12 protein-coding genes, 1 tRNA gene and 1 pseudogene are annotated in these 13662 nt (G+C 69.0%); 7 read left to right on the top strand and 7 right to left on the bottom strand.

Annotated features, from left to right (window positions below; translation table 11 throughout):
* Positions 1 to 10: 10 nt before the first annotated feature.
* From AC04ME_RS08090 to AC04ME_RS08100, 3 genes are all read left to right on the top strand, one after another.
* Positions 11 to 1261, top strand: a complete 1251-nt coding sequence (locus AC04ME_RS08090) for a cytidylyltransferase domain-containing protein (RefSeq protein WP_475434469.1) — start codon at positions 11 to 13, stop codon at positions 1259 to 1261.
* A gap of 84 nt (positions 1262 to 1345) precedes the next feature.
* A complete protein-coding gene (locus AC04ME_RS08095) occupies positions 1346 to 2218 on the top strand; it encodes an N-acetylneuraminate synthase family protein (RefSeq protein ID WP_228385564.1) in 873 nt (290 codons plus the stop codon).
* A complete protein-coding gene (locus tag AC04ME_RS08100; RefSeq protein ID WP_475434471.1) occupies positions 2215 to 3621 on the top strand; it encodes a DUF6716 putative glycosyltransferase in 1407 nt (468 codons plus the stop codon). Before AC04ME_RS08095 ends, AC04ME_RS08100 begins: the two co-directional genes overlap by 4 nt.
* Positions 3622 to 3653: 32 nt before the next feature.
* Here AC04ME_RS08100 and AC04ME_RS08105 read toward each other — a convergent pair whose 3' ends face one another.
* Both AC04ME_RS08105 and AC04ME_RS08110 read right to left on the bottom strand, forming a co-directional pair.
* Positions 3654 to 4436 (bottom strand): ABC transporter permease, encoded by a 783-nt coding sequence (locus AC04ME_RS08105; RefSeq protein ID WP_079113427.1) that lies wholly within the window; start codon positions 4434 to 4436, stop codon positions 3654 to 3656.
* On the bottom strand, positions 4433 to 5470 hold the full coding sequence (locus AC04ME_RS08110) for an ATP-binding cassette domain-containing protein (RefSeq protein WP_475434473.1): 1038 nt from the start codon (positions 5468 to 5470) through the stop codon (positions 4433 to 4435). Before AC04ME_RS08110 ends, AC04ME_RS08105 begins: the two co-directional genes overlap by 4 nt.
* Before the next feature lie 61 nt (positions 5471 to 5531).
* On the opposite strand from AC04ME_RS08110, the gene AC04ME_RS08115 reads away from it, so the two are divergent.
* Entirely contained in the window at positions 5532 to 6518 is a 987-nt protein-coding gene (locus tag AC04ME_RS08115; RefSeq protein ID WP_475434475.1) for a helix-turn-helix transcriptional regulator, read from the top strand.
* Here the strand turns inward: AC04ME_RS08115 and AC04ME_RS08120 are convergent.
* The gene (locus tag AC04ME_RS08120) at positions 6515 to 7441 is read right to left on the bottom strand and encodes a hypothetical protein (RefSeq protein WP_475434477.1); all 927 of its coding nucleotides are present in this window, start codon (positions 7439 to 7441) and stop codon (positions 6515 to 6517) included. The genes AC04ME_RS08115 and AC04ME_RS08120 overlap by 4 nt on opposite strands.
* Before the next feature lie 136 nt (positions 7442 to 7577).
* Here AC04ME_RS08120 and AC04ME_RS08125 point away from each other — a divergent pair.
* Positions 7578 to 7653 (top strand) — tRNA-Met (locus AC04ME_RS08125).
* Positions 7654 to 7686: 33 nt separating this feature from the next.
* Here the strand turns inward: AC04ME_RS08125 and AC04ME_RS08130 are convergent.
* On the bottom strand, positions 7687 to 8880 hold the full coding sequence (locus AC04ME_RS08130) for a low temperature requirement protein A (protein WP_056373928.1): 1194 nt from the start codon (positions 8878 to 8880) through the stop codon (positions 7687 to 7689).
* A gap of 89 nt (positions 8881 to 8969) precedes the next feature.
* Entirely contained in the window at positions 8970 to 9584 is a 615-nt protein-coding gene (locus AC04ME_RS08135; protein ID WP_042538662.1) for a TetR/AcrR family transcriptional regulator, read from the bottom strand.
* Positions 9585 to 9654: 70 nt separating this feature from the next.
* Between AC04ME_RS08135 and AC04ME_RS08140 the strand changes: the two genes are divergently transcribed.
* Positions 9655 to 10956: an MFS transporter gene (locus AC04ME_RS08140; RefSeq protein WP_231567479.1), complete on the top strand. Its 1302-nt coding sequence runs from the start codon at positions 9655 to 9657 to the stop codon at positions 10954 to 10956.
* 34 nt (positions 10957 to 10990) lie between these two features.
* Complete coding sequence (gene arfB, locus AC04ME_RS08145; protein ID WP_475434480.1) at positions 10991 to 11431, top strand: alternative ribosome rescue aminoacyl-tRNA hydrolase ArfB; 441 nt, start codon at positions 10991 to 10993, stop codon at positions 11429 to 11431.
* Between the two features lie 9 nt (positions 11432 to 11440).
* Here the strand turns inward: arfB and AC04ME_RS08150 are convergent, their stop codons facing one another.
* Entirely contained in the window at positions 11441 to 12040 is a 600-nt protein-coding gene (locus tag AC04ME_RS08150) for a phosphatidylglycerol lysyltransferase domain-containing protein (protein ID WP_475434482.1), read from the bottom strand.
* 71 nt (positions 12041 to 12111) lie between these two features.
* A pseudogene (locus AC04ME_RS08155) lies at positions 12112 to 13569 on the bottom strand (phosphatidylglycerol lysyltransferase domain-containing protein); the annotation flags it as partial.
* Positions 13570 to 13662 lie beyond the last annotated feature (93 nt).

Here is a 13662-nt window from a genome sequence, read left to right on the forward strand (position 1 = left end):
GGTGACAGCGATGACAGCGATGACGGGCGACGACGGCGAGGGGACGAGCGACATGAGCGCGGAACAGCAGACGGCAGCAGCGGGCAGGGTCGTCGCGATCATCCCGGCGCGAGGCGGGTCGAAGGGCGTGCCGCGCAAGAACCTGCGACGCGTCGGCGGGGTGCCGCTCATCGAACGGGCCGTGCGCACCGCGTCGGAGACCGACGGCATCGACCTCGTGGTCGTCTCGACCGATGACGATGAGATCGCCGCGGTGAGCGAGGCAGCCGGGGCGAGAGTCGTGCGGCGACCGGCGGACATCTCCGGCGACACGGCCTCGTCGGAGTCCGCGATCCTGCATGCGCTCGACGTGCTCGAAGGCGAGGGGGAGCCGGCCGAGGTGGTGACGTTCCTGCAGGCGACCTCGCCGTTCATCGCCCAGGACGCACTGTCGGGTGCGGTGCGCGAGGTGCGCGAGCGCAGGGCAGACAGCGTGTTCGCCGCCCACGAGACCTATGGATTCCTGTGGTCGCGCGGCGGCCGAGAAGAATCGAGCGGCGAAGGGCGAGCGGATGCCGGCGCGGCCGTCGCACTCAACCACGATGCCGCGCATCGCCCGCGGCGTCAGGATCGCGAGCCGCACTTCCTCGAGACGGGGGCGTTCTACGTGTTCCGCGCCGACGGCTTCCGCGAGGCGAGGCATCGCTTCTTCGGCCGCATCCGCATCGTCGAGGTGCCCGAGTGGACGGCGATCGAGATCGACGACGAACAGCAGCTGCGCATCGCCCGCGCGCTCGCCGCCCTCCACGAGAGCCCTGAGCGGGTGCCGGTGCGAGCGATCGTCACCGATTTCGATGGGGTGCACACCGACGACACCGCGACCGTCGACGCCGACGGCGTCGAACGCGTGCGGGTGAGCCGCGAGGACGGCATGGGGGTGTCGTTGCTGCGGCGCGCCGGCATCCCGATGCTCATCCTCTCGACCGAGGTCAACGCCGTCGTGCGCGCTCGGGCAGAGAAACTCCGCGTGCCGGTGCTGCACGGCATCGACGACAAGGAGTCGGCGCTGCGAGGGTGGGCGGAGGAGGTCGGCATCCCGCTCGCCGACATCGCGTACCTCGGCAACGACGTCAACGATCTCCCGGCCCTGCGCATCGTCGGCTGGCCGGTCGCGGTGGCCGACGCGCATCCGCTCGTCCTCGAGGCGGCCCGTGTCGTGCTGAGCCGCGCCGGCGGACATGGCGCCGTCCGCGAGCTGATCGAACGGGTGTTGCCCGCCTGACCGGTGCCGGTAACCCTCCTGTCGTGTGGCGTTCATTCTCGGCGCGTACTCAGGGGAGAAGGCCATTCGACGACCGGAGGAACCATGACTGTCAGCATCGGCTCACGCGTGATCGGCGGCGGCCACCCCGCCTATGTCATCGCGGAGATCGGCCTCAACCACAACGGCGACGTCGACATCGCCAAGCGTCTGATCGACGTCGCGGCGAAGGCGGGAGCCGACGCGGTGAAGTTCCAGAAGCGCACTCCCGAGATCTCCACCCCCGAGCACATGCGCGATGTCCCGCGCGAGACGCCCTGGGGCACCATGAGCTACCTCGACTACCGTCGCCGCGTCGAGTTCGGCCGCGACGAGTACATCGCCATCGGCGACCACGCCACGATGCTCGGACTCGACTGGTTCGCGTCCCCGTGGGACGTGCCCAGCGTCGATTTCCTCGAAGACCTCAACGTCGTGGCTCACAAGGTCGCCTCGGCCAGCCTCACCGACACCGAGCTGCTCCTCGCGCTGCGCGAGACCGACAAGCCGATCATCCTCTCGACCGGCATGTCGACGATCGAGCAGATCGACCGCGCCCTGTCCACGCTCGACACCGACCGCGTCGTGCTCATGCACGCCACGTCGACCTATCCGCTCGAGCCCGAGGAGGCCAACCTCCGCGCGATCGCCACGCTGCGCGATCGCTACCCCGGAGTGCCGGTCGGCTACTCCGGCCACGAGCGCGGTCTGCAGATCTCTCTCGCCGCCGTCGCGATCGGCGCGGTCGCCGTCGAACGCCACATCACGCTCGACCGCACGATGTGGGGCTCCGACCATGCGGCATCCCTCGAGCCCACCGGCCTCGAGCACCTCGTGCGCGACATCCGTGTGATCGAGATGGCTCTGGGCGACGGAGTCAAGCGCGTGTTCGACAGCGAGCGCGCGCCCATGGCGAAGCTGCGGCGCATCTCCGCATGAGCGAACCGGGCACGAGCAGGTCGGGCGCGCTGCGGGTCGTCGCGATCGCCGACGCCGACTCGTTCGTGAAGTGGTCGGCGTCGCTGCTCGGCAGTGTGCCCGGCATCCGTCCGCATCTGCTGCTGGTGCAGACGCCGCTGACCGCGAGCGTCGATCAGCAGCGCACGGCGCTGGCCGGCACCGGGATGCTGTCAGACGACGTCACCCGCATCGGCTTCGCGCAGGCTGCCGCGTGGCTCGAGGGACAGCGTCCCGACGTCGTCCTGCTCGCCGGGCGCGGGCCGTTCGTGCGCCTGATGGGACGCCTGGTCGACACGCTCTCGCACCGCCCGGTGGTCGTCGCGGGTCTGCCGGGTATGGCGATCCCCGCCCAGCGGGGCGCCCTCGAGTACCGCCGCCATGCCGACCTGCTCGTGGTGCACTCCCACCGTGAGGAACGCGCGTTCGCCGAGCTGGGCCACCGGATCGGAGTGCAGGTGCCGACGGCGCTGGCCACACTGCCGTTCGCCCGATCGCGATCGCGTATGCTCGCCGCTGACCGGGCCCGGGTGCTCGGCGCAGACGCAGGCCACCCGGCAGGAACCCTGATCGCCGATCGTCCTCCGACTCCGAGCGCCGTGCGGATGCCGGCGACCGACATCGTGTTCGCGGCGCAGGCCCTGGTGCCGGTCGGACGGGACGAACGCGCCGAGATCGCCGCCACCCTCGTCAGGGCGGCCGAGGCCGACCCGAATCGTCGAGTCGTCGTCAAGCTGCGCTCGCGCCCAGGGGAGTCCGAGACCCACCTCGAGCGCGATCCGTATCTCGAGCTGCTGCCTGCCCGGCGTCCCGACAACCTCGTGGTCTCCTACTCCTCGATGGCTGCCGCGCTCTCGACGGCGGCCGGACTCGTGACAGTCAGCTCGACCGCGGCCGTCGAAGCCGTGGCGCTCGGTGTGCCTGTGATCGCGCTCGATTCGTTCGGCGTCAGCAAGAGCCTGCTCAACACCGTCTTCGTCGGCAGTGGGCTGCTCGGCGGGCGCAACGAGGTCGTGGCCGGTCGATTCCGGCATCCGCACCCCGCCTGGCTGCGAGACAACTACTTCCACCCGGCGGCCGAGTCGACCTGGTGGAACCACGTCGAGCAGCTGGTCGCTCTGCGCCGGGCCGGTGCTCTGCCGGCGAAGCGCGTGCCGGCAGCCCGAGGCGGCGCGCTTCACGAGGCGTGGCACCGCGCGAGCGTGCTCGGCTCGAAGGACCGCACGCTCGGCGGCGCTGCTGCTCTCGCCGTGGGGGTGCCTGCGACGGCGCTCCTCGCTGCTCTGTGCCGCGGCCGCGCGTCCGGCGACGGCGGCACCTGGGCCGACGCGACGACCGACATCACCCTCGAGCCGAACCCGTTCCACGACTCGATCCGGCGCTGAGACACCGGATCGAGCCATGGCATCGTCGCCGGTCAGCTGCTGCGACGGATAGCCCGTACTCCCACCACGAGTCCGACGACCGCCACCGCCAGCGCCGAGACCCAACCCCACAGCACGGTCGGATCGCCGAGGTCGCCCGCGAACAGCGCGCGCTCGGCCTGCACCACCCAGTTGACCGGGTTGACCGATGCGACCGCCCGCATCCAGGCGGGGCCGTCGTCGAGCGGCAGCAGCATGCCCGACAGGATCAGCAACGGGAAGATCAGCGACTGCTGCACTCCCCAGAACAGCCATTCGCGGTCTTTGGTGGCCAACGCCAACGAGTACGATAGCGAACCGAGTCCGACGCCGAAGACCGCGAGCAGCGCGAGCCCGATGAGCAGGCCCGGCAGGTTGATCGCGAACCCGAACGGCCACGCGATCAGCACGATGATCAGAGCCTGCACCACGATCGGCGCGATCTCCTTGAGCGCACGACCCACGAGCAGCGATGAGCGCGCGAGCGGCGCGACCAGCGTGCGCTCGTGCGAGCCGGTCATCATCTCGTACTGCAGGTTCGAGCCCGTGGCGCCGGTGCCGAACAGCACGATCATCACGAGCACGCCGGGCACGAACCAGGCGAGGGTCTCTCCGGCCGGTCGACCGGACCCGCCGATGAGGAGCGGAGCGAACAGGCCGAGGAACACGAGCGGCTGCAGCAGGCTGAAGATCAGCGTGAACGGGTCGCGCAGCACCGGCTTGAGCTCGCGGGTCAGCACGTTCCTGGTGTCGCGCATGAGATTCGCGCGCACGAGGGTGTCGGTCGTGGTGGTCATGAGAGGACTCCTGTCTTGTCGTTCTCGACCCCGGTTGCGGCATCGGACTCGGATGCATCGGCGGTGCCTTCGCCCGCTTCGCGCAGCGTGCGCCCGGTCAGAGCGAGGAAGACGTCGTCGAGGGTGGGTGGGACGCCGGTCGCCCGACGCACCAGGATGCCGGCGGCATCCAGCTCGCGCACGATCACCGGCAGCAGTCGGTCGCCGTCGGGCACGGCCAGCGTCAGCGAGTCGTCGTCGAGCGACACCTCGGCCCCGCTGAGGCGAGCGACGACCGGGCGTGCGTTCGCGGCATCCGCATCGTTCGCGAAGCCGAAGGTGAGCACGTCGCCGGCGAGCGTCGCCTTCAGCGCTGCCGCGTCGTCGTCGGCGATGATGCGGCCCTTGTCCATGACCATCACCCGCTCGGCGTAGCGGTCGGCCTCTTCGAGATAGTGCGTGGTCAGGAAGACGGTCGTGCCGTGCTGGGTGCGCAGGTCGAGGATGTGCTCCCACAGATTGGCCCTGCTCTGCGGGTCGAGACCGGTCGACGGCTCGTCCAAGAAGATCAGCGGCGGCGCGTGCATGAGACCGAGCGCGATGTCGAGCCGGCGCTTCTGGCCTCCGCTGAGCTGCTGCACCGTGCGGGTCGCGAACGAGGAGAGATCGAGGGACTCGATCAGCTCATCGGCGCGACGGGTGCTGTCGCGCCGGCTCATGCCGTAGAACGCGCCCTGGCTGAGCAGCTCATCGCGCACCCGCTGCGAGAAGCTGCCGCTCGTGAGCTGACCGACGTAGCCGATGCGTGCGCGAACTCCGGCCGCATCCGTGCGGATGTCGTGGCCGACGACGCGGGCGGTCCCCGACGTCGGCGGGATGAGCGTCGTCAGCATCCGCAGGCTCGTCGACTTGCCAGCGCCGTTCGGACCGAGGAACGCGACGAGCTCGCCGCGCACCGCAGTGAAGGAGAGGTCGGTGACCGCTTCGACCGACGTCTTCTTGACGGTGAAGACCTTGGTGAGGCCTTCGGTTTCGATGATGGATTCGTTCGACATGCCAGCAGGCTAGAACGCAATCAGGACAGATCCTGTCCGCATATTCTGTCAATCTTGAGACATGTCCGACACCACCTCCAGAGCCCTCGCCCTGCTCAATCTGCTGCAGACGCACAGGCACTGGCCCGGCACGGAACTGGCGAGCAGGCTCGGCGTCACCGAGCGCACGGTGCGCCGCGACGTCGATCGGCTGCGAGAGCTCGGATACCGCGTGGAGTCGACGCCCGGAGCGGCCGGCGGATACCGCCTCGAGGCCGGCAGTGCCGTGCCCCCGCTGTTGCTCACCGATGACGAGGCGGTGACGATGGCGATCGGTCTTCGCGTCGCCGCGACGCAGCAGCTGGTGGGCGGTGCCGAGGTGACGCTGACGGCACTTGCGAAGCTCGAGCAGGTGCTGCCGTCGGCGCTGCGTCAGCGGGTCAATGCGCTCGCCGCCGCCGTGCAGCCACCGCGCATCGGCGACGCCCCGGTGGTCTCGCCCGTCGTGCTGGGGGAGATCGCTCTCGCGACCCGAGACCACGAGCGTCTGCGGATGCGTTACGTCGACGGAGCGGGTGCCGAGACCGTGCGTCGGGTCGAGCCGCACGCGCTCGCTCCCTCGGGCCGCAAATGGTTCCTGCTGTGCTGGGATCTCGACCGCGATGACTGGCGGACCTTCCGCGTCGACCGGATCGTCTCGGTCGAGCACACCAGGGTGCTGTTCACGCGACGCGAGATCTCGACCGAGGAGATCGACGAGCGGGTGCTCATCGCCGCGTCGTGGTCGCCGCAGAAGATCGAGGCGGATGCCGTGATGCAGCTGCCGTTCCCCGAGATGCAGGACATGTTCGGGCCCTGGTCCGAGGGCGCGACTCCCGAGGGTGAGAATCGCACGCGCTGGCCCTTCGGCGGCTCGGACTGGCGCGAGGCGATGTACGCGCTGCTCTGGATCCCCGAGGGCGTCGAGTACACGACCAGCTTCCCCGAGCCGCATCGCGCCGAGCTGCGGGAGTCGGTGCAGCGGCTTCTGCGGGCGCTCGATGCGCCGGCTCCCGATCCGCGCGACTAAGGGCGGGGTGCGGCGATCGAAGGAGGGTTCCGGTCGTTCCACCGTTGAAATGTCTGCACCCACCAGAATGCCGCGAACAGGATCAGGGCGACCGCCTCGCCGATGAGCACGACGGGCGTCTCCCCGAAGGTCTGACGGAAGAGCACCGCGACCACGAGCAGCACGAGGTCGGCGATGAGCAGCCCCGCGATCCAGCGATAGACCGATCGTTGCCGGGGTGTGGGCGGAGTCTCGCCTGGCTCGAGTGGGCCGCCCGCGTAGAGGATCGGGACCGCCGCGAACACTCCGAAGAACAGCAGGGTCACTGCGAAGTGGATGCTGTTCACAGGCCAGAAGTTGAACGGGAAGTACTCGTTGAGCGCCGGGGCGAAGGCGAGTGCCGTGACGACAGCGGCCGTGACGAGCGCGAACAACGACACCAGCACGGCCGCCCGGTTCGGGGTGCGCGTGCGGCGGCGGATCACCGCCATCGTGATCACCACGGCCACCACCACCACGGCATAGACCGCGATCCCCGCCTTGGCGCTGCCGACGTATCCCGCGGGGATGCACTCCGTGGCGATCGGGCACGGAATGTGGCCGACCGCGCGAGTGTCGGCGAGCCCGGTCGGAACGATCGCGATGAGCGGCGCCAAGACGGCGCATACGTCGAGCAGCGTCGTCGCCCGGCTGCGTCCTGAGAGAGCCAGCAGGACGACGGATGTCGCGATCAGCGCTCCGGCGAAGACGTCGCGGGCCGGCGTGTAGATCGCGTGGCTGATCGAGTGGAGCGGATTCCAGCCGAACATCATCGGCTCCCACATCACCACGAAGCTCTGCAGCGCGACGCTCACGAGCAGGGCGAACACGATCAGCACCAGCGACAGACGGAGATAGCGGTGGGTCTTCTGCGGGGTCGTCGCGGGACTGTCTGCGGCTGCCATGTTCGAGACGCTACACCGCTCGGCGGACGCCGCCGTGTGACGCGGCGTGACGCCCCTTGTCATGCGGGGACGCACTCTGTCAATCCCCGCAACGATCCTGGCCTTCCCGGTCGCAGCCGGGTAGCGTCATTCCCATCGCGGCGATCCGGGCGGTCCCGGGCCTCAGTTCATACCTGAAGGCGTGGCGGGTTCGACTCCCGCCGTCGCGTCCACTTGTTCGGGCTCTGCCCGCGACCCACCCGCGGTCAGCCCCCTGCGCGGCGACCGCGACGCAGACGCTCGAGGGTCTCGCCCGCTGCGACACCGACGAGAACCGTCGCCGTCGTGATCGACAGCGTGAGCGCGTCGACGGTGAAGCCCGCGAGCCGCACAACGGCGAGCAGAGCGAGAGCCACCAGACCGACGAGTTGCGCTCGCGCCCAGCGCCCTTCGAGCACGCGGCGGAACAGCACGGTGCCGGTGAGGAAGAGGAACGGCGCGCCGACGACCACGACGGCCGCGGCGAGGCCGCGCTGGTCGGGAAGCGCGAGCATCTCCTTGTCGCCCACGCTCATCAGCACGATGCCGGCGATGATCAGAAGATGCACCCATGTGTAGACGGTGCGAGCGAGCCGGGCCGGTTCGCCTGACGCCTCGATCGCCTCGGCGCCGATGCGTTCGCCGTGATCGAAGTAGATCCACCAGGTCGCCGCGGCGGCGACGAACGCCGTCACCAAGGCAGCGATGGATGCGACGGACGATTCCTTGTCGACGAACGCGAAGCCGGTGACCAGCAGGCCTTCACCGAGTGCGATGAGCACGAAGAGGGACGTGCGCTCGGCGATGTGCGGACCGGAGAGATCCCAGGTCTTCAGCTGCACCTTCCCCCGTCCGGGCACCGGAAAACCGAGCACGGTGCCCAGCAGTTCGAGAGCCAGCGCGGCGGCCCACAACGGCAGCTGCCACCCGAGGGGCAGCAGCGCGCCGACGATCCACAACACGCCGCCGGCGACCGCCCAGCAGAGGAGGAGGGAGAAATCGCGGGCCACCCGCCGGTCGTGACGGGCTGTCGCCCACACGATGAAGACCGTGCGTCCCACCTGGAGGACGACGTAGGCGATGGCGAACGCCCATGCGCGATCGCCGAACGCCTCAGCGATCGAGACGCTCATCACGAGCGCCACGAGGGCCAGTGCGATCACCGCCCCGCGCACGGGGAGCGTGACGGGGTCGAGCCAATTGGTGACCCAGGTGGTCGACACCCACGCCCACCACAGGGCGCACACCATGATGACGCCCTCCAGAGCGCCCAAAGGCGTCTGATTCTCGTAGAGGTAGGCAGACAGCTGGGTCAGCGCGAGGACGAACACGAGGTCGAAGAACAGCTCGACATAGGTCACTCGATCCGCGCGCGGAGAGTCTGTGGGGCGCAACACGTCGCGGGCCATCCCGAATGCCATGTCACCAGCTTGGCATCGCTTTTCGTCGGGGGGAGTGGACCCGCGCGCGGCAGGCGCTTCGCCGTGAGACCGCGCAGCTCCAGCGCGGGTCAGTCCGGCGACTCCGTGAGCGCCGCCTCGACCGGAGCCCACCCGTTCTCGAGAACCGTGAACCCGGCGTCGAGGATGCCGAGCTGGTCGTCGTTCTCGTTCACGAGCAGCTGCATCTGCAGCACGAAACGCGAGTAGACGCGGATCTCCGGGGTCGGCTCGGGGACTCCGAGCTCGTCGGCGATCGCATCCGACAGGGCATCCTCGTGGCGGAGCCACATCTTGGCGGCATAGTCGCGCAGTGCGGGCGTCTCGTTGAGAAAGGCGAGGAAGATCCGCGTCACGTCGTTGCCGTGCTCATCGATGTTGGCGCCGACCTCTGCGGTGTAGAAGTCGCGGATCGCCCGATTGATCGTGGTGCCGTCCGGTCGGTCTCGGACGGCGCCGACGAGCCGGTCGCGCTGCTCGTCGTCCTCGTCGAAGACCAGCGCCTCCTTCTGAGGAAAGTGCGCGAACACCGTCGTGGGCGAGACGTCGGCGGCGTCGGCGACCTCGCGGATGCTGACGTTGTCGAAGCCCCGCTCGAGGAACATCATCGTCGCGACATCGGAGATGTTCTTGCGGGTCGCCGCCTTCTTGCGTTCCCGGCGTCCGAGTGGCTCGGTATTCGTCATGCCTCCACCGTATCGCGCATTCGATCCAAAACTGGCTTGACACCAAAACTGGTATTGATACAGTTTCGGAGTGACTTCACTAAAGAACCCGCTCGCGCGCAGCGACAAGCGCGCCTGGATCATGCTCATCGTGCTGACGATGCTCACCGTCATCGGGATGACCGTCGTGCTCCCCGTCCTGCCCTTCGTCGTGCTGCAGTACGTCTCGCACGAAGGCGATCTCGCGATCTGGGTCGGTGTGCTCGAAGCCGTCAACGGCCTGTGCGCCTTCCTGGTAGCCCCCTTCCTCGGCCGCCTCTCCGACCGCTTCGGTCGACGCCCGGTGATCATCGCCGCCGCGTTCGGAGCGGCGTTCGCGATGACCCTCTTCGGCATCGGCGGTGCGATCTGGGTCCTGGTGCTCGCTCGCGTGATCCAGGGGGTGACCGCCGGGGACCTGCCGGCGCTCTTCGCCTACCTCGCAGACATCACCCCGCCCGAGAAGCGCGCTCAGCGGTTCGGCCTGCTCGGCGCTCTCTCGGGGATCGGCATGATGATCGGCCCCGCCATCGGCGGACTCCTCGCGGCAGTGAGCCTGCAGCTGCCGGTCTTCCTCACCGCGGCCGTCGCCCTCACGATCGCGATCCTCAGCATCTTCCTGCTGCCCGAGAGCCTGAAGCCCGAGAACCGCATCGAGCGCATCTCGATCCGTGAGATCCAGCCGTTCGGTGTCTTCACCGAGGCGTTCGGCCGCAAGGAGCTGCGGGGTCTGATGATCGGATTCGGCCTGCTCGCGCTGCCGTTCGGCTTCTTCGTCAACAACTTCAGTGTGCTGGCGCTCGACTCGATCAGCTGGGGGCCGACCCAGATCGGTCTCCTCACCGCGGGCGTCGGCATCATCGACATCCTCATCCAGGGCGTGCTGCTCGGCATCCTGCTGCCTCGCATAGGCGAGCGCGGTGTGATCATCAGCGGCATCGTCGCGCAGACGATCGGACTCGTCGGCCTTGCGGTCGTCGCCTCGGTCTTCGCGCAGCCGTGGGTGTTCATCGTCGGTGCGTTGATGCTCGCCGCAGGGCAGGGAGCCGCCACAGCAGCGCTGGACGGTGCCATGTCGAACGCGGTCGGCGACGACGAGCAGGGCTGGCTCGGAGGGGCGACCCAATCGCTCAACGCCGCGATGAACACCGCGGCGCCGCTGATCGCGGGCGCGCTCTACGTCACCGTCAGCCACGCGGCGCCGTACTGGTTGGGAGCCGCGCTCATGGTCGTCGCTGCGATCGTGGTCGGCCGGGCGCACATCGCGAACATCGCGAAGAGGGATGCCGGAGAGCAGCCGTCAGCGGGCACCGCGAACCGCGTCCCGCTCGAGGCCGTCGACACCGTCGGCTGACGCGCGCACCCCACGCCGGGGGGATGATGGATGCATGGCCACCCCTCATCGCCCCGGCCTGCGGGTCTCGGCGGGTCTCACGATCCCCGAGGCCGAGCTGTCGTGGCGCTTCTCCCGGTCGTCCGGCCCTGGTGGGCAGGGTGTGAACACCGCGGATTCCCGGGTGGAGCTGGTCTGGGATGCTGCCGGCAGTGCCGTGCTCTCGCCACACCAGCGCGAGCGTCTGCTCGACCGACTGAGCGGCCGTCTGGTGAACGGGGTGCTGACGATCGCCGCCTCCGAGCACCGCGCGCAGCTGCGCAACCGTGACGCGGCGCGGGAGCTGCTGGTGGCACTCGTCGGCGAGGCGCTGCGTCCGCCCGCACCTCCCCGCCGCGCCACCAAGCCGAGCCGCGGATCGAAAGAGCGTCGGTTGACCGCGAAGAAGCAGCGCACTGACGTCAAGAGACTGCGCAGACCGCCGCGCGACGGCTGACGGGCCGAATCAGTCCTTGCTGCCGCGCACCAGTTCGAGACCGGCGCCCGCGAACTGCCGCAGCGTGGCATCCGGCAGGAAGGCTCGTGTGAGGGCCGTGCCGATGGCCGCGAGATCGGCCTCATCGCGGAACAGCAGGTACATCGTCTCGTAGCGCGGATGGAACTTCTGCTTGAAGCGGTGCAGCGACGCGAAACCGTAGACGGGTTCGAGTGCTTCGGCGAGGCGGTCGCTGAGCACGGCGATCATGCCGGCATCCGGCGGATAGTCGTGGGCGAGCGGAGCCCCCGAGAGCGACATGATCTGGGCGCCTTCCTCCGAGAACTGCTTCGCCGACGATCCGATCAGGTACTCCATGACGGGCCCGAAGCCGCCATCCCGGCGCCGCATCAGATCGAGCGTCCATCCGCGCACGGTGCCGCCCTCGCCGTAGACCGGCAGCCATGACAGGAATCCGTCGACGTCGCCGTTCGGGGCCAGCGCCAGAGCCAGTCGCACCTCGGGATCCTCGGCCTCGTCGAGCGTGCCGAGAGTGAACCGCATCTCGGGGAGGTCCTTGTCGCCGACCCAGGCCTCCGAGATCGCCCGCAGCTGCTGCCGCACCCCCACGACTCGTCGCCGAGTCGGGTCAGCCGGAAGGTCATGTCCTCGCGTCCTGCTCGATTGAGCGAACTGCGCACCGAGTTCCAGCGCTTGCCGGTGAACTCCAGGCCCGGCAGGTCGACGATCGTGTCATCCGCGACCACGAGGCTGCGCCAGCCCGCCGGCACGGCATCCCGCGTCGCATCGTCGGCGCTGAAGAAACACGGCACGAGGCCCGCGAGCTCGGCGGTGCGGATGAATTCCGCGACAGCGTCTGCACGCGACGCCGAGGGTCCGATCGGGTCGGCCAGCGCGAGCGCGACCCCGGCCCGGCGCTGGTACGCGACGATCCCTGCGGCGCTGCGGGCGTAGCTGTTGCCCTCCCACGTCGTCATCCAGGACAGCGTCCCGCCGCCGTGCGCGCGCAATTCGGTCTTGACGTCATCGACGGTCGGGGCGGGTTGGATTCCGAGCGGTGACCTGCGCTTCGCCCGGAACGCCCGACGCACCGCGACCAGGTAGACGAGCAGGATCACCCAGAGGAAGCCGTTGGCGAGAGCGAGCTCGGTCTCGCCATCCCAGCGCACGTCGACCTGAGCCTGCGAGAACACGGTGATCAGGATGAGCACGAGCGCCGCGATCAGGATGTTGAAGAGTCCGAGCAGGATCACGAGCACCCACGACCAGCGGCGGCCTCGCAGCAGTCCGTTCACGAGCACGGCGATGACCACGAGGTCGATCGCCAGGTCGATGAATCCTCCCGACACGGGCTCCGTCGGACCGAACGGGCCGTCGGTCGCCACCAGGGTCGTGATGATCTCGACCGCCCCCAGCACCAGCAGGGAGATCACGGCGATCAGGCGCTGTTCGCGCACGGTGGTCCGCTGCACGCGCAGGGTGCGATCGACGACCAGGATCAGCAGCACGGCGAGCAGATGCTCGAGATCCGCGACCGCGCCCCAGAACAGCATCGCGATGAACACGAATCCGAGCAGCACGAGCCACCCGCGCACCCGCCACGGCGGCCGGAACAGTCCGATCGCCGCGGCGATGCAGGCCATGGTGCCGCCCGAGGCGCCGACATCGAGCGCCTGAGCCTGCTCCTGCGCCCAGGCCCACGGCAGCTGCGAGGCGAAGAACAGCACGAGTGCGGTGGCCAGGATCGCGAAGAGCTGCCCGACCCAGTAATAGGCGAGCGCGACCCTGGTGCCGCGGCGGTACTCGAGGTACGCCATGCCCCAGAATCCCGAGATCGTGAAGACGTACACCCAGGGTGCGTTGATGAAGAACGTGCCGGTGAACGGCGTCCACCACATGCCCTGCGCGAGGTTGGGCAGACCGTATGCGACGGTGCCGAACAGGTCCGTGTTCTCGAACGGGCTCCACAGTCCCTGCCACACCACGCCGACGACGAGGATCACCGAGACCATCGTGAGGGTGGCCGGCATGCGTCGCAGCACGGCGAGAACAGGATGCGATGTGGGGGTTCGCGCCTCGGTCATGCGCTCAGCGTAGCGAGGGCGACGCATCTTCCGGAGTGAGACGCCGCGGGACATAGTGGCTCCATGCCCATCGGAATCCGACGCCGCCGACCGTCATGAACCCCCCCCGGCGAGAAGCAGGCCCGCGATGACCCCGACCGACGCGGC

This window comes from Microbacterium sp. LjRoot205 (assembly GCF_056175745.1).